Source organism: Streptomyces sp. NPDC003077 (assembly GCF_040611095.1).
Classification (GTDB): domain Bacteria; phylum Actinomycetota; class Actinomycetes; order Streptomycetales; family Streptomycetaceae; genus Streptomyces.
The window spans coordinates 72,234-90,279 of record NZ_JBEXNM010000018.1; the positions used below are offsets into that span (position 1 = coordinate 72,234).

Below are 18,046 nucleotides of genomic sequence, written 5' to 3' on the forward strand. Positions count from 1 at the left end.
AGGTCGCCGGGATCCCGGACTCGTACGTGTCGGACATGTCCTTTACCCATCGGTCACAGCATGTTCGTGATCAGGCAACACCGCTGTACGAGGCTGTCGCCATGACGGAGAAGATCCCTGCCCCCAGGTCCCGCCCCCACTGGCGGCGGGACCTCGTCGAACTGGCCGCCCTGTTCTCGGCGGTGGCGGTGGCCGACGCCGTCGCCAACACCGTCGTGCACGGCCCCTCCGGGCCTGTCGTGCTGTGCGGGTCGGCCGCCGCGCTGCTGGCCACGGCCGGGTTCCACACGTGGTTCACGCGCCGCGCCGGCTCACCGCCGAGGGACAGTGGGCCGACAGCCCCTTTGGATACCGGGCCCACGACTCCGCTCGATACCGGCGCCACGGCGCCCACCGCTCCGGCCGCCGGGCAGGAAGGCCGGCCGGAGACGGCGCTGTGGCGGGTCCGCACGACCGTCCGGGACGAACCGGGCAGCCTCGCGGCGGTGTGCACCGCGCTCGCCGGCCTCCGCGTGGACATCCTCAGCCTGCAGACGCATCCGCTCGCGTCCGGAACGGTGGACGAGTTCCTGCTCCGCACACCGGCCGGGCTGCCGTCCGCCGAGCTGAGCCGGGCGCTGGCCGGGGCCGGCGGACGGCACACCTGGATGGAGCGCGCCGACGCCCACGACCTGGTGGACGTCCCGGCCCGCGTGCTCGGGCTGGCCACCCGGACCGCCCTGGACGGCGCCGCGCTCCCGCTGTCGCTGCGGCAGTTGCTCGGCCGGTGCACCATCCGCTCGGTGCCCGCCGGGGCGTCCGGTGGCCGGTCAGCGGACGGGGAGACGCCGCGGGACGAGGTGTCGCGGGACGAGGTGCCTCAGGACGGGGTGCTCGCGGAGCACACCATGACCTTCCGTGATCCGTCCGGCGGCACCCTGAGCATCGAGCGCCCGCACCTGCCCTTCACCCCGACCGAGTTCGCCCGGGTCCGCGCCCTGCTCGACCTCGACACCCGCCTCGGGCCCCGGATCCCACCGCGCCGGGACGTGCTGACGCTGCCCGAGGGCCAAGCCATCACCGTGCGGCGGGCGGACACCGCCGACCTGGCCGCCGCCCGCGCCCTGCACGCCCGCTGCTCGCCGGACACCCTCGGCCTGCGCTACCCCGGCCCCACCGCCGAGGCGGACCGGTACCTGGAACACCTGCTGAGCCCGCGGTTCGGCCGCACGCTGGCCGTGGAAACCGCCTCCGGGCGGCTGGTGGCGCTGGGGCACCTGCTGTGGGACGGCGAGGAGACCGAGGTGGCGCTGCTGGTCGAGGACGCCTGGCAGCGGCGCGGCATCGGCGGCGAACTGCTGCGCCGCCTGGTCGCCATGGCGACCGAGGCGGGGAGCGACAGCGTGTACGCGATCACGCAGGCGTCCAACACCGGGATGGTGGCGACGATGCGCGGCCTCGGCGTCCCCCTGGACTACCAGATCGAGGAAGGCACCCTCGTCATCACGGCCCGCCCGGAAAACCTGCCCACGGGCCCGGCCCCGACCGCGTGATTCCCGCCCCGCGCCCGGGACCGGCGGAGCACCGATAGATAGACAGACAGTCCGAACTCTTTCGGCCAATTACGGACCCGGTCTTTCGACGAAGATCGACAGGCCGGGTCCGGCATCAATGAGGGCCCTATCGCAACCATGATCAGAAACAAAACGGCCGCCTTTCGCCCATTTTCATCGAAATGTCGCTGACTGTATTCCGCTCCCCGCTCTCGACATTCCCCACCCGTGCTCTTCGCGCTGACACCGCCAGGTAAGCTCGCAGCCCGGCGGGCAGAGCGACTCACGCAAAGGTGATCATGGGAAACAATTTTTCCGTCGATCTTGGGGAACTGGGCCAGTTCATGCGTACGTTGGAACAAGCGCATTCCGCCCTGGAGGAAGTGCGCAAGCAGATGCGCGACACCTCGTCCAGCGGCATCGGCACCAAGGACCTGGATGGCGCCTGCAACGAATTCCAGGAGCACTGGAAGTACGGTTCCGAGCAGATCTCCGAACAGACCAAGAAGCTGACCGAAGCCGTGGGGAAGACCCGGGAGAACTACGAAGAGGTCGAGAAGGGCCTGGAGGACGCGTTCAAAAAGGCGGGCGGCAAGGCGGGCACCAAATGACACAGACCTATCCCCACCTCGGCTTCAACCCCGCCCCCGGCACCATCGGCACGGTGGCCGCACTGCAGGCCAAGCTCAAGGCGTCCGCACAAACGCTTGAGCACGCCCACCAATTGGTCGAACGGCTGCGCGCCGGGTCCTCATGGAAGGGCGACGCCGCCGTAGCCTTCCGCGAAGAGCTCGACGGAGCCCTGCCCGACAACCTCAAAAAGGCCCACACCTCCCTCCTCAAGGCCGCGACCGCGCTCGGCGGCTGGGAAAAGGACCTCACCGGCTACCAGGACCAGGCCAAGAAGCTCGACGGCGAGGCCAAGGCCGCGAAGGACAAGCTCGGCACGGCCCAGAAAACCGAGAAGCAGGCCCGGGGCAACCCCGACCTGAAACTCGCCGGCCAGACCTTCCCGACGGACGCCGAGCTACAGAGCGCCCAGTCCCGGCTCAACCACGCCACCACCGCCCTGAACAGCGCGGTCGACGCGGTCAACAACGCCCAGAGCGAACTGGATTCCGTCCTCAAACGCGCCCGCGACCTCCAAGAGGAACACTCCTCCTCCGCCCGCAACAGCGCCCGCACCCTCCGCGACGCGACGGACAAGCTCGCTCCGGAGGAGCCGGGGTGGTTCGAGAGCGCTGTCGACTGGCTCAAGGACAACCTGACGGACGTCTTGGGCGCCGTGGCAGCCATCGCGGGACTGCTCGCCCTTATCGCGACGGGGCCGCTGGGCATCGCCCTGATGTTCCTGGCGGCGGCGGCGAGCGCAGCGACGCTGAGCTCCCGGCTCGCAGATCCAAAGGTTTGGCCGTCACTGAAGGACGGGTTCACCAAAGGTGAGTTTGATGCCGACTTCTGGAGCAACGCGGTGGGAATCGTCGGTGACGCCATGGGCGTCATCCCTGGGGCAAGTGCCGTAGCACGCGGGGCTGTCGGGGCCTTCAGGTCTGCGTCGGCGGCGGGGGAAACACTCACCCTCGCACAAAAACTAGGGAGTGCCGGTACCAAGACGATGTTGGCGGCCGACCGGATCTCGCGCGCCGAGAACCCCCTCACCACATGGCTGGTAAAAGGTGCGGCCGATCCTGCCAGGGCTGCAAAGATCGTTGACTTCTCGGTCGCGGGCGCCGGAGCGGGCACTGGTGTCTACGGAGTCGGGAAGAACATGTTCGAAGACCTCAAAAATGAAAACGCAGAGAAAACCAGCACGGGTCTGGATGCGGCGCGAGCCGCCACATTCGACGGTGCGGGGCACGGCAATACGCTCGTCAAGACACTAAGGGTGCTGCTCCGTGCTCACAGCTGATGCATATGAATACGTCGTCGACGACTCCGCTGTCGACAACGATTGCGCCATCTGGTTCGCGTTGCCTGCCGGTTTCTTTGAGATCCCGCTCCAAGCACCTGCCGACGATCCTGAGGCCGAAGGCGCGTCGAAGGACGCTATCCGTGCTTTTCTGGAGTTGGTTCCGCAGGAGCAACGCATGGCCGTCCTCGCAGACTTGGAAGATGCCTGGACCACGAGCCAACTCCTCCGGCAGTCGAGCATCGCCCATTTCGCCATGGGCGTACACCAAGCCGATGACGGATCCGTAATGCGCTGCGTGTTCACGATCGCCTGGCAAGGCATTCCGTGGACCCCGGCGAAACTCAGCGCAGCCAAAGCAGCGATGTCGCTTCCCAACACACAAAGGGCCGAACTCGTCGAACTGCCGTGCGGACCGGCCGCGATCACACAGAGCCGAACACAATGGGAAGAGCAGGATGTGTTCCAAACGACCGGATATCTTCCGCACCCAGACGGTAAACGCATCGCGGTCCTCACGTTGAGCACGACAGCAACTGCCGGGCATGAGCAGTATCGTGACATTCTTCTGGGAATCACGCACATGGTGAGTTTCGATAACCCACTTCCTGAGCACATGCGGGAATCAATCCCCGAACCAGAGGGCGTAGCCTCGGCACGTGCCATCTTCGGCTGACTCAGGAAGGACACGTCTCATGCAACCGACATCGTTCAAGACGGCATGGGAACATCCGGGAACGCCCTCAGCTTGGTTCCGCACCGTGCTGTTTCGTTGCGGTGTCGCGCTGTGCTGGTTCGGAGCCTTTGTCGGGTTGTGGGTCGCTGCCGACGCGACACCCAGATGGGCATTGTGGGTGTGGGTCCCGTTGATGTTCATCATCATCTACGGCGTCACGCTGGGAATCGTCGGCACCATGTCACTTCTTGGGATCCGTAGAGTGCTTCGCCTCTACCCCTGGCAAGTGCATACAGGAGCCGCGCAAACAGCGAAAAACGGAACTACGCGATTCGTCCTCCCGAACCCGGAGCGCCCCGAAAAGACAGTCACTCTGCGCATGGGAGATTACCTGGGCAGTAACTTCCGCTTTTGGATCCGTGGGGTCCGGGCCGGCCGCGTCAAAGAAGTATGGTTCGCAGGCGACCCACGTTTCGTCGGCGTCATCGCCACTCCAGGGCCCCGGCGCCTCATTCGTCCGGCTCAGCCCGAAGCCTTGAACCCCGATATGTCCCCCCGCAAACGCGGCGTCAGCCCCGAGGCACTCGAACGCGCCCGGCGCGCGGGAGCGCGCACCGGATAACTGTTGTCCGGCAGTCAATAACGCTTCCGGGATTCTCGGGAGCGCCGGACTTCCCCCTCTGTCCAATCCTGGACCTATTGGCTGGAGACGCATTCTCCCGCCCTGGGCAACCAGCCCCTCCCGTAGCACTACGCCTGTTCGGCTCAACCGGCGACAAAACAGGAGCCCACAGCTACTCATGCAACCGACATCTTTCAAAACGGCTTGGGAGCATCCGAGTACACCACGTGCCTGGCTGTGTACCACGCTCTTCCGTTGGGGAGTGTTGCTCTTCTGGCTTGGCACTCTCGTCGTGTGGATGATCGCAGTGGCGCTGACGCCTGGGTGGGCCCTGTTCGTGTGGATGCCATTGTTTGTCGTCCTTCTCTATTGCGCCATGGTGGGGGGTGGCGGAATCCTCCGGCTCGCCGGGACACGCCGGGTGCTTCGGCTTTACCCATGGCAGGTCCATACAGGAGTCGCACAAACAGCGAAGAATGGCACAACACAGTTCGCATTTCCCGATCCGGAACGTGCCGGAAAAACGGTAACACTCAGGTTCGGGACCTACTTGGGGAGCGGTTTTGAGTTTTGGAGGCGAGGAGTCAAATCCGGACGTGTCCAAGAAGTCTGGTTCGCCGGTGACCCTCGATTCATCGGTGTCGTAGCCACGCCCGGACCCCATCGCTTGCTTCGGTGCGCGCAGTCAGAGGCGGTGAATCCCAAAATGTCCCCCCGCAAACGCGGCGTCAGCCCCGAGGCACTCGAACGCGCCCGGCGCGCGGGAGCGCGCACCGGATAACTGTTGTCCGGCAGTCAATAACGCTTCCGGGATTCTCGGGAGCGCCGGACTTCCCCCTCTGTCCAATCCTGGACCTATTGGCTGGTGACGCATTCTCCCGCCCTGGGCAACCAGCCCCTCCCGTAGCGCTACGCCTGTTCGGCTCAATCGGCGACAAAACAGGAGCCCACAGCTACTCATGCAGCCGACATCGTACAAAACAGCCTGGGAATCCCCCGGCACCCCATGGGCCTGGCTGCGCACCGTGCTTTTCCGGTGCTGCGTGGCGCTGCTCTCGGTGAGTGCTGTCATCGGCTGGATGATCGCCGTGGCCACCACCCCTGGGTGGACACTTGTGGTATGGATACCGCTGATGCTCGTTGTCTTCTACGGTGCCATGCTGGGCGTCGGTGGCCTTCTGCCGCTTCTCGGCATCCGTCGCGTACTGCGCAATTATCCCTGGCAGATCCACACCGGAGCCGCACAAACAGCGAAAAACGGAACGACACGGTTCGTCCTGCCGAATCCTGAGCACTCGGAGAAGACCATCAGCCTCAGACACGCAGACTACTTGGGAAGCAGTCTGCAATTCTGGGTACGTCGAGTCAGAGCCGGACGTGTCAAAGAAGTGTGGTTCGCCGGCGACCCGCGATTTATCGGCGTCGTTGCCGCCCCTGGTCCCCGGCGGCTTATCCAGTGTGCCCAACCGGAGGCAGTGAACTCCAAAATGTCTGCCCGCAAGCGAGGTGTCAGCGCAGAGGCCCGGGAACGCGCCCGCCGGGCCGGAAGCCCGTACCGGATAACCGGCGTGCATGGCGCGTCGCGCGAGGGGGTCGGCCTACCAGCCGGCCCTTTTGCGTGTCCGTGCGGAGACCGCTCGTCCGCACCCGCCCGAAGCCCAACGCCCGCCCGAATACTGGGATGACGCACACGCACGGACATACGAAGATGGCGCCATGTCCCACACCACTGCCGCCACCGGCGGGCCGCTGCCCCGTCAGGTGGCTGACGCGTATGTTGACGCACTGATCGATCTCGATCCCATCGCGGGCACTTATCTGGGTGTCGCGCGCAGCGCGGACCGGTTGCCCGATTTCTCGCCCGCAGGGCAGGAGGAGATCGCCCGGTTGGCGCGTACGACGCTCAACCAGCTGGCCGAGGCCGAGGCGCGGCCGGGGGCGGATGCCGAGGCGGAGCGGCGGTGTGCGCGGTTGCTGCGGGAGCGGCTGACCGCGCAGCTGGCCGTGCACGAGGCCGGGGAGGGGCTGCGGGCCGTCAGCAACCTTTCCTCGCCGGTGCACTCCGTCCGCGAGATCTTCACCGTCACCCCGACCGACACGGACGAGGACTGGGCGGCCATCGCCCGGCGGCTGCGGGCGGTGCCCGAGGCGCTGGCGGGTTACCGGGCCTCGCTCGCCGCCGGGCTGGAGCAGAAGCTGCCGGCCGGGCCGCGCCAGGTCGCCACGGTGATCGGGCAGTTGGAGGAGTGGATCGGCACGGGGCGGGGCTGGTTCGGGGAGTTCGCCGACGCGGGGCCGGAGGCGTTGCGCGTCGAGCTCCAGGAGGCCGCGGCCGTGGCGACCGGGGCCCTCGTGGAGCTGCGCGACTGGTTCCGTGGGCACTACGCCCCCGGCGTCGCCGGTGCCCCCGATGTGGTGGGCCGTGAGCGGTACGTCCGCTTCGCCCGGTACTTCAACGGTACGGATCTCGATCTGGACGACGCGTACGCGTACGGCTGGTCGGAGTTCCACCGTCTGCTGGACGAGATGCGGGCGGAGGCGGCGAAGATCCTGCCCGGTGCGAAGACGCCGTGGGAGGCGCTGGCCTGGCTGGAGGAGCACGGGCAGCGGATCGAGGGGGTCGAGGAGACCCGGCAGTGGCTGCAGACCCTCATGGACGAGAGCATCGCGGCGCTGGACGGCACGCACTTCGACCTCGCCGAGCCCGTGAAGCGGGTGGAGTCCCACATCGCCCCGCCCGGCACCGCCGCCGCCCCGTACTACACCGAACCGTCGCTGGACTTCACGCGCCCCGGCCGCACCTGGCTGCCGACGATGGGGATGACCAGCTTCGCCGTCTACGACCTGGTCTCCACCTGGTACCACGAGGGCGTCCCCGGGCATCACCTGCAATTGGCGCAGTGGACGCTCAAGGCGCCGGAACTCTCCCGCTACCAGGTGACGGTGGGGCAGGTCAGCGCCAACTGCGAGGGCTGGGCGCTGTACGCCGAGCGGCTCATGGACGAGCTCGGTTTCCTGACCGATCCCGAACGGCGGCTGGGGTACCTCGACGCGCAGATGATGCGCGCGATCCGCGTCATCGTCGACATCGGCATGCACTTGGAACTGGAGATACCGGACCACTCCCCCTTCCACCCGGGCGAGCGCTGGACGCCGGCGCTGGCGCAGGAGTTCCTGGGCGCGCACAGTGGGCGTTCGGCCGATCACGTCGAGAGCGAGGTGATCCGTTACCAGGGCGTCCCGGGGCAGGCGATCGGTTACAAGCTGGGCGAGCGGGCGTGGCTGCGCGGCCGGGAGGCGGCCCGCGCCCGGCACGGCGCGGCGTTCGACCTCAAGGCGTGGCACATGGCGGCGCTGTCCCAGGGTTCGCTGGGACTGGACGACCTGCTGGCCGAACTGTCCCGGATCTGAGGAACGGGTCGACGGGCGGGTGGGCCGGGGCCGGGCAGGTCCCGGCCCATCCGTTCGGGCCTCGCTGAGTGCCCCGGCGGGCCGGGGCACTCAGCGGGCGCGGGCGGGCGGCGCGGGACGGCTGGTCCGGCCGCGCCGTCGGCGCGCTCACTCGGCGGGTCCCGTCATCGGCCTTCAGTGCCCTGTCGGGACCTGTCAGCACCCGCAATCGTCCGCCCCCACCGGAGCCGTCAGCGGGTCGGCCGGGTGCTGGGCGGTGCCCTCCCAGGTCTCGACCGCGTAACCCTCCCGGATCCAGTACTCGATGCCGCCGAGCATCTCCTTGACCCGGTAGCCGAGGCGCGCCAGTGCCAGGGCGGCGCGGGTGGCGCCGTCGCAGCCGGGGCCCCAGCAGTAGACGATCACGGGAACGTCCGGGTCCAGTGTGTCCGGTGCCAGGCGCGGGATGTCCGCGGTGGGCAGGTGGACGGCGCCGGGGACGTGGCCCTGGTCCCAGGCTTCGGTGCTGCGGGAGTCCACGACGGCGAACCCGCCGGCACCGGACGCGAGCGAGGCGTGGACGTCGGCGACGTCGGTGTGGAAGGCGAGGCGGGCGGCGAAGTAGGCCGCGGCGTCGCCGGGCGCGGCCGGCGGGACGGCGAGTACCCGGGCAGGAGGGGCGACAGGGGCAGAGCCGGGGGCGGAGGCGGGCGGCGTGGTGATCGTTCGCGTGGTCATGGCCATAAATCTATGGATGGCGGGGCGGTCTGCGAACGCATGATCGTCGGCAAAAAGCTTGATCCTTCGGGGATTCCACTGCTAGACACCACCCATGACCGGTTATTCCCCTGACGCCACCGACTGGCGCATCCTCGACGTCCTCCAGCGCAACGGCCGGGCCGGATACGCGGAGCTGGCGCGTGCCGTGAACATGTCCGCCAGCGCGGTGACGGAGCGGGTGCGCCGCCTGGAGGAGAACGGGGTGATCTCCGGCTACACGGCGGTGGTCGATCCGGAGGGCATCGGGCTCTCGGTGCTGGCCTTCGTCCGGCTGCGCTATCCCAACGGCAACTACAAGCCGTTCCACGACCTGCTGGAGACGACGCCGGAGATCCTGGAGGCGCACCACGTCACGGGCGACGACTGCTTCGTGATCAAGGTGGCGGCGCGGTCGATGAAGCACCTGGAGGAGGTGTCGGGCCGGATCGGCGCCCTGGGCTCGGTGACGACCAGCGTCGTCTACTCCTCGCCCCTCCCGCGCCGGCCGATCACCCTCTGAAGACGGCGGCTCGGCGCCAGGGGCGGGCCGTCACCACGGGTTGACCGCCACCCCGGGTTGACCGCCACCACGGGCGGGACGCCGCCCGCCTCCGACGGAAGCCGTGGAGGCACCCCGCTCGCCCCGCGAATCCCACGCGCCCGGACGCCCCTCCCCGAGCCCGCGTCGATCCCGGCCCCGGAGAACCCGTCACTCCCCCGCTACCCGGTGCCGCACCGACGACCCCTTCCGGTCCTTGAGGACCTGGAGCTGGGCGGGGATGCGCTGCCGGAGGTCGGCGACGTGGCTGACGATGCCGACGCTGCGGTCGCGTTCGCGCAGGGAGTCCAGGACGTCGAGGACCTCGTCCAGGGTCTGCTCGTCCAGGCTGCCGAACCCCTCGTCGATGAAGAGGGTGTCCAGCCGCGTGCCGCCGGCCTCGTCGGTGACGACGTCGGCGAGGCCGAGCGCGAGGGCGAGCGAGGCGAAGAAGGTCTCGCCGCCGGAGAGGGTGGCGGTGTCCCGTTCGTGGCCGGTCCAGGCGTCGACGACGTGCAGTCCCAGGCCTGACCTGCGGGAGCCGCCGGACCGTTCGTCGGAGTGGACGAGGGTGTAGCGGCCGGAGGACATGCGGTGCAGGCGGACGCTGGCGGCGGCGGCGACCTGTTCGAGGCGGGCGGCCAGGACGTAGGACTCCAGGCGCATCCGGCGGGCGTTCTCGGCGGAGGTGCCGGCGGCGAGTCCGGCCAGCCGGGCGATCCGCTCGTACTCGGCGCGCAGGGGGGCCAGTTCGCGGGCTTCGGTGTGGGCCCGGGCGGCGAGCCGGTCGAGGGCGGCGCAGCGTTCGGCGGCCGCGGTGTGGGCCGCGGCGGCGGCGCGGGAGCGGGCGGACGCGGCGTCGAGCGCGCGGCGGGCCCCGTCCGGGTCGGCGGGCGGCAGCGCCGCGGCGGCCGTCACCTCGGGGTCGGCCAGCTCCGCGGCCACGGCGGCCGATTCGGCCTGCCACTGGTCGAGCCGGTGCTGGAGGGCGCGCCAGCGGGCGTCGTCCAACTGGGCCTCGGAGGCCGCCTGCGGGGTGTCGAAGCCCGCGCGGTAGGCGGCGTCGGACAGCCGCGCGTCGCTCTCCTTCAGCTTGTCGGCGCACTCCTGCGCGGTACGGGCCGCTGCCGCGGCGGCGCCCAGGAGCGCCACCTGCCGCTCCAGCCGGGTGGCGCGCTCGGCGACACTGACGCTCTCCCCTCGCGCCTGTGTCAGCTCGTCGTGGAGGACGGCCAGTTCGCGGTCGAGGGCCTCCCGGCGGGAGGTGCGGGCCGCGGCCCGGCGCTCGGCGTCCTGGCGTGCGGCGTCGCGTCGCTCGTGCTCCCGCTCGGCGCGGGCCAGCGCCTCGCGGGCGGCGTGCAGACCTGCGGCCTTGGTGCGGGCGAGGTCGGTGGCCGCTCGCAGTTCCTGGACGGCGTGGGCGAGGTCGACCGCGGACGCGTCGCCGGCCTGAGCGGTGGCGGCGGTCAGGCGTTCCTGGAGGAGGTGGGTTTCCGTCCGGGCGTCGGCTTCGGCGGACTGGGCCCGCTGGAACGCCTCCAGGGCCCGCTCCTCCGCCTCCCGGTCGACGTGCGCGGCGGTGGCGCGCGCCGGGGCGGGGTGTTCGGTGGCGCCGCAGACGGCGCACGGGGTGCCGTCCTTCAGGGCGGCGGCCAGTTCGGCGGCGATCCCGGCCAGGCGGCGTTCCTTGAGGGTGAGCCAGTTCCCGTGGGCGGTGAGGGTGTGTTCTTTGGCCCGTTGTGCCTTTTCCTCGGCGGCGCGGAGGTCCGTGGCGAGCTGGTCCCGGAGGCGGGCCGCGTCCCGTTGCCGCTGCGCCGTGTCGAGGCGCAGGGCGAGCGCGTCGGCCTGGGCCACCGCCTCTTGGGCGGCGTCCACGCGCTGGTGCAGGCGCGCTCGCTCGGTCTCCCAGCCGGCCAGCCATTGGGCGGTGTCCAGCAGGGTCTGTTCGTCGGCGCGCGCCTCGCGTTCCAGGGCGGTGCGCTCCCGGGCGATGTCCGCGGCCCGGCGTTCGGCGCGCCGGGCGGCCTCCAGGGAGCCGAGCTGTTGCCGCAGTTCCCGTTCCAGGGCGGCGAGCCGGTCGGCCTCGGCGCCGGCGAGGTCGGGGGGCAGGGCGGCGCGGGCCCGGCGTTCGGCGTGCTGGGCCGCGTCGTGCGCGGTCCAGGCGGCGTCGCGGAGCGCCAGCGCGGGGGCGACCTCGGCCGCGGCCCGCGCCCGTTCCAGGCGGGCCCGGACGCGTTCGTGCTCGGCCGCCTGACCGGCCAGCGCCTCGGCGCGTTCGCGGGCGTGCGCGTGGCGCCGCTGGAGGCGGTCGCGCTCGCGCTCCGCCTCCAGGTGCCCGGCCGCCGCCGTCTCGGCCTCCCGGGTGAGCCGCGCCGCCGAGGCGGCGGCGGTCAGGCGCTCGCGTGCGCCGGACCGGGCGACGGCGGCGCGGACCAGGACGGCTTCGGCGAAGCCGGGGTCGCCCGGGCCGGGCGCCGTGCTCTCGTGCTCGGTGCGGTGGGGGTCGGCTTGTCGCGGCACCGTCGCGACCGGGCCGCCGGCCGCCGTGGTGCCGGTCCGTCGGCCGCGGCGGGGCGGGGTGTCGGTGCGGGCCGCCCGTCCGGGGGCCGGGACGGTGGGGTCGGCCAGGTCCGGGCTCGCCCCCGCGGCCTCTTCGATGCGGTGGGCCAGCGCCAGCAGCCCGTCGTCGCCGGCGGTGACCCGTTCGGCGGCGGCGCGGCGCCGGTCGGCCAGTTCCTCTTCGAGCGCGGCGAACCGGCCGGTGTCGAACAGCTTGCCCAGCAGCTTGGCGCGGGCCTCGGCGTCGGCGCGCAGGAACCGCGCGAAGTCGCCCTGCGGCAGCAGCACGACCTGGCAGAACTGTTCCTTGCTCATGCCGAGCAGCCGTGTGATCTCCTCGCCGATCTCCTGGTGCGAGCGGCTGAGCGCCTTCCAGTGGCCGGTGGCGGGGCCCGGTCCGGGGCCGGGACTCGATCCAGGGCCGGTGCCGGGGGCCGTTCCCGGCCCGCCGTCCGTGCCGACGTACTCGCGCAGCCGGCTCTGCGCCTTCTCCCGCGTCGTGCCGGTGCCGCGCTTCTTGGGGCGCGGCTGCTCCGGCAGCCGGGTGATCTCCAGCCGCCGTCCGCCGACGGTCAGGTCGAGGACGACCTCGGTGAGCGTCAGCGGGTCGGCGAGGTTGCTGCGCAGCGCCTGCCCGCTCTGCCGGGCGCCGGGCACCGACCCGTACAGCGCGAAGCAGACCGCGTCCAGGATCGAGGTCTTGCCCGCGCCGGTCGGACCGTGCAGGAGGAACAGACCGCCCTGCGAGAGGCGGTCGAAGTCGACGGTCTGGGTGCCGCCGAACGGCCCGAAGGCCGTGACGGTGAGCCGGTGCAGCCTCATCGCGCCCCCTCACGTGCCGCGTCGTCGGTCCGTACGTCCTCGATGGCCGAGCGCAGCAGGGCCCGCTCCTGCGCGTCGGCGGCGCGCCCGGCCCGGACGTGCGCCACGAAGTCCTCGGCGATCTCCTGGTCGCTGCGCCCGCGCAGCCGCTGGGCGTAGGAGGCCAGGGAGTGGGCCGGACCGTCCTCGGGCTCGAAGGAGAGGCTGAGGACGTGCGGGAACCGTTTCGCCAGCCGGGCCATCGGCTCGTGCGGGCGCGCGGCGTCCGTGAGCGTCGCCTCGACCCACGCGTCCTGGTGGCGGTCCAGCGCCGGGTCGGCGAGCAGGTCCTCCAGCCGGCCGCGGAGGCGGGCCAGGGGGCGTGGCACCGGGCAGTCGAGCCGCTCGGCGTGCACCGCGCCGTCGGCGTCCAGGTCCACCAGCCACATCGACTTGCGGTGGTGCACCTCGGAGAAGGAGTACGCGAGCGGGGAACCCGAGTAGCGGACCCGCTCGGTGATCGTCTGGCAGCCGTGCAGGTGCCCGAGCGCGGCGTAGTCGACGCCGTCGAAGACGGACGCGGGCACGGACGCGACGCCGCCGACCGTGATGTCCCGCTCGCTGTCGCTGGGCGCGCCGCCGGTGACGAAGGCGTGCGCGAGCACCACCGAGCGGGTCCCTCGCTCGCGGCCCGCGAGGTCGGCCCGCACGCGGTCCATGGCGGCGCCCAGCACCTGGGCGTGGTCGGCCTTCTCGGTGCCGAACTCGGCGCGGACGAGGGCGGGTTCCAGGTACGGCAGGCCGTACAAGGCGACGTCGCCGTGCGCGTCCGCCAGCACGACCGGGGTGGCGCAGCCCGCCGGATCGGTCCGCAGGTGGATCCCCGCCCGTTCCATCAGGCCGGAGCCGACGCCGAGACGGCGGGCGGAATCGTGGTTCCCGGAGATCATGACCGTGGGGACGCCGAGGTCGGCGAGGCGGTGCAGCGCCTCGTCGAAGAGCTCGACGGCGGCGAGCGGGGGGATGGCCCGGTCGTATATGTCGCCCGAGACGAGCACCGCGTCCACGTCGTGCTCACGGACGGTGGCGACGAGGTGGTCGAGGAAAGCGCGCTGGGCGTCGAGCAGGTTCACCCGGTGAAAGGAACGCCCCAGATGCCAGTCGGAAGTGTGGACGAATCTCAAGGAGCCGCTCCGACCTGCGTGTCTCGTTCCGGGGCCGCGACCGGCGGGCCACCGGTGCGGTGCGGCGGACGGACGCCGGCCACGTTGGCCCCTGGCGGCGCTTGCCCCCCACGGGGCTCATTCTGCCACCCGGGGTGAGGGGGGCGGTGGGGGTGTACGGGGTGTGAGCGGCGGGGGTCTGTGCGTGTGCGGTCCGCTCACCTCTCGGGGCGGTGCCGGGGGCCGGGGCGCGCTCGGTGGCGGGCCGGCTGTCCCGGAGCCGTCCTCTCAGGCTTTCCGCTCCGGCCTCTCTCAGGCGTCCCCGTACGGGGGCGATGCTGGGGTCCGGGACGCGCTCGGCGGTGGGGCGGCCGTCCCGGAGCCGTCCTCTCAGGTCTTCCGCTCCGGCGCGCTCTCAGGCGTCCCCGTGCGGAGGCGATGCCGGGGGCCGGGACGCGCTCGGCGGCAGGCCGGCTGTCCCGGAGCGTCCTCTCAGACCTTTCGCTCCGGCGCGCTCTCAGGCGTCCCCGTACGCTTCGCCGCCCAGTTCCAGGGCCGCCGTTCCCGACGTGGCGTCGGCCAGCCAGGCGCGGAAGGCGTCGAGGTCGGCCTCCGGGAGCCCCACCTCGATCCGTACGTCGGCCCCGTACGTGACTTCGCGCACCGCGCGCCCGGTCGTCCGCAGGTCGTTCTCCACGCGTCCCGCGCGCTGGTGGTCGACGGTGACCGTGACCAGCCGGTAGCGCTGCCGGACGACGGTGCCGACCGCGTCCAGCGCCTCGCCGACGACGCCGCCGTAGGCCCGGATGAGGCCGCCGGCGCCGAGTTTGATGCCGCCGAAGTAGCGGGTGACGACGGCGACGGCGTACCGGACCTCACGGCGCACCAGCATCTGGAGCATCGGCACCCCCGCCGTGCCGCCGGGTTCGCCGTCGTCGGATGCCTTCTGTACGCCGCCGTCCGCGCCGAGGACGTACGCGTAGCAGTTGTGCCGGGCCGTGGGGTGCTCCGCGCGGACGCGCGCGATGACCTCCTGGGCCTCCTGCTCGGTGGCGACGGGCGCGAGCGTGCAGAGGAAACGCGACCTGTTGATCTCGATCTCGTGCACGCCCGCACGGGCGAGGGTCCGGTACTGCTCCTGCATCAGGCCACCCTATGCGGTCTGCCTCCCGTTACGAGACGCGGCAAAGTGGTATGAATCCTCGCAAACCGTTCTACTTGGACGACCCCTAGAAAGCTCGGGGAGCCCTGACCGGAGAGGAGACGGCATGTCGTCGAAACGGCGCCGGAAGAAGAAGGCGCGGCGGAAGAACGCTGCCAATCATGGGCGGCGGCCTCAGAGCTGAGTGGCCCCGTTGTGGGGCCTGCCCTTGGGTGGGCCGGTTCCGGTTCTTGAGCGGGCCGGGCCGCCCTGCCTTGAGAGGGCTGGGCCGCCCTGCCTTGAGCGGGTCGGTCGCCGCGCATCTGCCTTGCGGTCGGCCGCCGTCCCTGGCCGTTCTTTGGAATGATCAGTTGCGTGCTCGCGTTGTCTATGACGGATGCGTCGATGACAGCGGGAGGTGGGGTACGTGTACGGCGACCTTGAGGAGGCCCGTCGGATCCTCACCGAATCCGGCGACACCTGGGCCATCGTCGGTCTGTCCACCAACCGGCTGCGTGCCGCGTACGGCGTGGCCGAGGTGCTCCAGCGGATCGGGAAGCGCGTCGTTCCCGTCCATCCGAAGGCGGAGACCGTGCACGGGGAGCAGGGTTACGCCGCGCTCTCCGAGATTCCGTTCCCAGTGGACGTGGTGGACGTCTTCGTCAACAGTGACCTGGCCGGGGCGGTGGCCGACGAGGCGGTGGCGATCGGAGCGCGGGCGGTGTGGTTCCAGCTTGGTGTCGTCGACGAGGCGGCGTATGAGCGGGTCCGTGCGGCGGGGCTTGCGATGGTTATGGACCGCTGTCCGGCGATCGATCTCCGTTCGTTGGGTTAGTGGGGCTTTCTCTGCGGTTGATTGCCTCGGGCTTTTTGGTGCGCTTTCGGTGGGTGGGGGTGTTTCGCCTTCGGCGGGGTGGGGTTGTGGGGCGGGCGCTTCGTTGTTTTTAGGGTCGGGGCCGCCCCGGGGTACCTCCTCGCGGCAGTTGCGCTTACCCGACGAGATTTAGTTACCGGCCGCCGCGCCCCAGTCCGCTGCGGGGGCACCCCGGGACGTCCCCTTCCGTCGGTTGTGCGTCCGCCCCTTTGTGGGGGGTGGAAAGGATTTGGGTCGGCCCGGTTTTGGTCGGTGCCGTTTGTGGGCGCGGAGGGGCGTCGTTGTGGGGTGAGCGGTTAATGGGGTGGCGGGAGCCGGTGTTGTCGGCTCCCGCCTTTGCGGGCCGGTGGGTGGGCGTGGGCGGCTTCTGCGGCTTACCAGTGGCGTTCGTGTTCGGGCGGGGCGTGGTCACCGAAGTAGTGGCGTTCCTCGATGACCGATCCGTTTTCGCCCGGGTGCCGGCGTGGGCCGTGCCAACGGTTCGCGGCCAGGAGGGCGACGACGCCCACGATGACCAGCAACCAGGGGAAGAACGGGCTGTCGGCGCCGCCGATGATGCTCAGCGCCCCCCACAGCAGTGCGGCGATTCCGAATCCGGCCATCCACATGGCGGTGTCCCCCTTTATTTCCGGGGTCGTTCGGGCCCCGGTCGGCAATGTTCTTTGTTTTTTCTCGGGTTGGGCATCGTTGCGGAGCTGGTGCGACGAGCCTTCCTTGCCGTTCAGCGTTCTGCGGCGAGTGATCCTGAGTGGGTGGCTTCGAATTCGCTGAGGGTGGCCTCGGTCATGCCGACCATGCCGGCCACCGCTTCTCTTTCCGAACGGGCCTCCAGCATCCGGTGGCGCAGCGCTGCGGCGGAGTCCTTTTCCCCTCCCGACGTGCATGTCGTTATCCGGCGGTCGAGGTCGTCGATGAAGGCGTCCGCCACTGTTTTCCTCATCGACTGCAGAACGGGGGAAGTGGCGGCGCGGGCGTCCAGCGAGTCGTGTATCAGCGTCGGCTCGTTCCTTATGGTTTGGAGCCGTTTCAGTTGCCGTTCCCTTTCGGCGGGGGTTCCGTTTCCTCGCCATGCCTCGTCCCCGGCGATCTCTGAGACTATTTCGTGGAGTTCGCGCCGGAAGAGGTCCGGGAGGACGGCCATGAACGGCATCTCGACGTGGAGTGGGCTGATCCATGGAGCCCGGTACCGCCGTCGTTTGAGCATCCGACCGTCCGGGGCCTGGACGGCGAACCCCTTCCCTACCGAGCTGACGGGGAAGAAGCGGAGCGCCACGGCGCGGCTCTGCCGGAGCCGGATCCGGTGGAAGGCGTCGAAGTCCGGGTCTAGGAGGAGACAGTCCAGTACCGAGCGGAGGGAATGGCCGGCCGCTTCCAGGAGGTCCCATTTGGTCAGCAGGAAGTACACGACCGCGCGGCTCTGTTCGATCGCGTGGAACACCGGCACGAATGCGCGGACCAGACCGAAGTCGCCGTCGAAACAGCGCAGGATCTTCGCCCCGTCCAGCAGGACCATCAGGAACTCCGCGTCCTGGACGCAGCGCCAGACCGCGCGCCCGTTGCCCGTTCCCTGCTCGGATGGCAGTGCGAGGTGATCTCCGGTGTAATCGAGGTAGTTGATGGTGAAAGGGCTGAATATCCGGCCGTGCTCGGTACGGACCGAGCAGGTGAACCGCCATTCCCAGGTGTGTGCGAGGGCATGGGGGTCGGGCCAGCCGTCGGGGCCGATGACGCGGCTGTAAGCGCGGTTCAGTTCGTCGCTCTGCCGTGGTGGGCACGTGACGAAGCAACCCACGTCCTCGCGCTGCACGGCCAGCCGCCGGAAAAGGCTGGACAGATAGACGGTCTTTCCGGATTCCTTCGGTCCCAGGATGGTGACGGGAATGGTCGGCATGGGGGTGCGTCTCCCTGCTTCTCGTGCGACGCTGACCGAGCGGGAAAGCCTCTCGGGGGAATTCCTCCGCTCCCGGTCGCCAGTACAGCGGCCCGGACCGTCGGGTAACCGGTCCCAGTGCGGGTTCAGCGGCTTTCGCCGAGATCCGCGCCCGCGTCGTTCGTCCAGGCCCCGTGCGCCGACTCCTGTGG

14 protein-coding genes are annotated in these 18,046 nt (G+C 70.3%); 8 read left to right on the forward strand and 6 right to left on the reverse strand.

The window, feature by feature from the left end:
- The first annotated feature begins 101 nt into the window (after window positions 1–101).
- From ABZX96_RS15135 to ABZX96_RS15160, 6 genes are all read left to right on the forward strand, one after another.
- Window positions 102–1,532, forward strand: coding sequence for a GNAT family N-acetyltransferase (locus tag ABZX96_RS15135; protein ID WP_355543669.1), 1,431 nt, complete (start codon window positions 102–104; stop codon window positions 1,530–1,532).
- A gap of 299 nt (window positions 1,533–1,831) precedes the next feature.
- The gene (locus ABZX96_RS15140) at window positions 1,832–2,143 is read left to right on the forward strand and encodes a hypothetical protein (RefSeq protein ID WP_355543672.1); all 312 of its coding nucleotides are present in this window, start codon (window positions 1,832–1,834) and stop codon (window positions 2,141–2,143) included.
- Window positions 2,140–3,441 carry a hypothetical protein gene (locus ABZX96_RS15145; protein ID WP_355543675.1) on the forward strand — a complete coding sequence of 434 codons (1,302 nt, stop codon included), beginning with the start codon at window positions 2,140–2,142 and terminating at the stop codon, window positions 3,439–3,441. Before ABZX96_RS15140 ends, ABZX96_RS15145 begins: the two co-directional genes overlap by 4 nt.
- Window positions 3,428–4,117 (forward strand): hypothetical protein, encoded by a 690-nt coding sequence (locus ABZX96_RS15150; protein WP_355543677.1) that lies wholly within the window; start codon window positions 3,428–3,430, stop codon window positions 4,115–4,117. The genes ABZX96_RS15145 and ABZX96_RS15150 overlap by 14 nt, the downstream gene beginning before the upstream one ends.
- A 19-nt stretch (window positions 4,118–4,136) precedes the next feature.
- The gene (locus tag ABZX96_RS15155; protein WP_355543680.1) at window positions 4,137–4,739 is read left to right on the forward strand and encodes a hypothetical protein; all 603 of its coding nucleotides are present in this window, start codon (window positions 4,137–4,139) and stop codon (window positions 4,737–4,739) included.
- Window positions 4,740–6,455: 1,716 nt separating this feature from the next.
- Window positions 6,456–8,150, forward strand: coding sequence for a DUF885 domain-containing protein (locus tag ABZX96_RS15160; protein ID WP_355543683.1), 1,695 nt, complete (start codon window positions 6,456–6,458; stop codon window positions 8,148–8,150).
- Window positions 8,151–8,345: 195 nt separating this feature from the next.
- On the opposite strand, the gene ABZX96_RS15165 is transcribed toward ABZX96_RS15160, so the two are convergent.
- Window positions 8,346–8,873: a rhodanese-like domain-containing protein gene (locus tag ABZX96_RS15165; protein WP_355543686.1), complete on the reverse strand. Its 528-nt coding sequence runs from the start codon at window positions 8,871–8,873 to the stop codon at window positions 8,346–8,348.
- 88 nt (window positions 8,874–8,961) lie between these two features.
- Between ABZX96_RS15165 and ABZX96_RS15170 the strand changes: the two genes are divergently transcribed.
- A complete protein-coding gene (locus tag ABZX96_RS15170; RefSeq protein ID WP_355543689.1) occupies window positions 8,962–9,408 on the forward strand; it encodes an Lrp/AsnC family transcriptional regulator in 447 nt (148 codons plus the stop codon).
- A gap of 189 nt (window positions 9,409–9,597) precedes the next feature.
- Here the strand turns inward: ABZX96_RS15170 and ABZX96_RS15175 are convergent, their stop codons facing one another.
- The 3 genes from ABZX96_RS15175 to ABZX96_RS15185 all read right to left on the reverse strand — a co-directional run bounded on the left by ABZX96_RS15175 (window position 9,598) and on the right by ABZX96_RS15185 (window position 15,093).
- A complete protein-coding gene (locus ABZX96_RS15175) occupies window positions 9,598–12,807 on the reverse strand; it encodes an SMC family ATPase (protein ID WP_355543692.1) in 3,210 nt (1,069 codons plus the stop codon).
- Window positions 12,804–13,970, reverse strand: coding sequence for an exonuclease SbcCD subunit D (locus ABZX96_RS15180; RefSeq protein WP_355543695.1), 1,167 nt, complete (start codon window positions 13,968–13,970; stop codon window positions 12,804–12,806). The genes ABZX96_RS15175 and ABZX96_RS15180 overlap by 4 nt, the downstream gene beginning before the upstream one ends.
- A 496-nt stretch (window positions 13,971–14,466) precedes the next feature.
- Entirely contained in the window at window positions 14,467–15,093 is a 627-nt protein-coding gene (locus ABZX96_RS15185; protein WP_355543698.1) for a YigZ family protein, read from the reverse strand.
- 424 nt (window positions 15,094–15,517) lie between these two features.
- On the opposite strand from ABZX96_RS15185, the gene ABZX96_RS15190 reads away from it, so the two are divergent.
- On the forward strand, window positions 15,518–15,925 hold the full coding sequence (locus tag ABZX96_RS15190) for a CoA-binding protein (protein ID WP_355543702.1): 408 nt from the start codon (window positions 15,518–15,520) through the stop codon (window positions 15,923–15,925).
- A 413-nt stretch (window positions 15,926–16,338) separates the two neighbouring features.
- Here the strand turns inward: ABZX96_RS15190 and ABZX96_RS15195 are convergent, their stop codons facing one another.
- Window positions 16,339–16,566, reverse strand: coding sequence for a hypothetical protein (locus ABZX96_RS15195; RefSeq protein ID WP_355543705.1), 228 nt, complete (start codon window positions 16,564–16,566; stop codon window positions 16,339–16,341).
- Between the two features lie 119 nt (window positions 16,567–16,685).
- On the reverse strand, window positions 16,686–17,855 hold the full coding sequence (locus tag ABZX96_RS15200; protein WP_355543708.1) for a hypothetical protein: 1,170 nt from the start codon (window positions 17,853–17,855) through the stop codon (window positions 16,686–16,688).
- Window positions 17,856–18,046 lie beyond the last annotated feature (191 nt).

Excerpts from the sequence above, each read along its gene's own strand:
- ABZX96_RS15135 (WP_355543669.1), top strand. The coding sequence starts at position 102 with ATGACGGAGAAGATCCCTGCCCCCAGGTCCCGCCCCCACTGGCGGCGG.
- ABZX96_RS15185 (WP_355543698.1), bottom strand. The coding sequence starts at position 15,093 with ATGCAGGAGCAGTACCGGACCCTCGCCCGTGCGGGCGTGCACGAGATC.
- ABZX96_RS15140 (WP_355543672.1), top strand. The coding sequence starts at position 1,832 with ATGGGAAACAATTTTTCCGTCGATCTTGGGGAACTGGGCCAGTTCATG.
- ABZX96_RS15165 (WP_355543686.1), bottom strand. The coding sequence starts at position 8,873 with ATGGCCATGACCACGCGAACGATCACCACGCCGCCCGCCTCCGCCCCC.
- ABZX96_RS15170 (WP_355543689.1), top strand. The coding sequence starts at position 8,962 with ATGACCGGTTATTCCCCTGACGCCACCGACTGGCGCATCCTCGACGTC.
- ABZX96_RS15160 (WP_355543683.1), top strand. The coding sequence starts at position 6,456 with ATGTCCCACACCACTGCCGCCACCGGCGGGCCGCTGCCCCGTCAGGTG.
- ABZX96_RS15195 (WP_355543705.1), bottom strand. The coding sequence starts at position 16,566 with ATGGCCGGATTCGGAATCGCCGCACTGCTGTGGGGGGCGCTGAGCATC.
- ABZX96_RS15145 (WP_355543675.1), top strand. The coding sequence starts at position 2,140 with ATGACACAGACCTATCCCCACCTCGGCTTCAACCCCGCCCCCGGCACC.
- ABZX96_RS15175 (WP_355543692.1), bottom strand. The coding sequence starts at position 12,807 with ATGAGGCTGCACCGGCTCACCGTCACGGCCTTCGGGCCGTTCGGCGGC.
- ABZX96_RS15155 (WP_355543680.1), top strand. The coding sequence starts at position 4,137 with ATGCAACCGACATCGTTCAAGACGGCATGGGAACATCCGGGAACGCCC.
- ABZX96_RS15200 (WP_355543708.1), bottom strand. The coding sequence starts at position 17,855 with ATGCCGACCATTCCCGTCACCATCCTGGGACCGAAGGAATCCGGAAAG.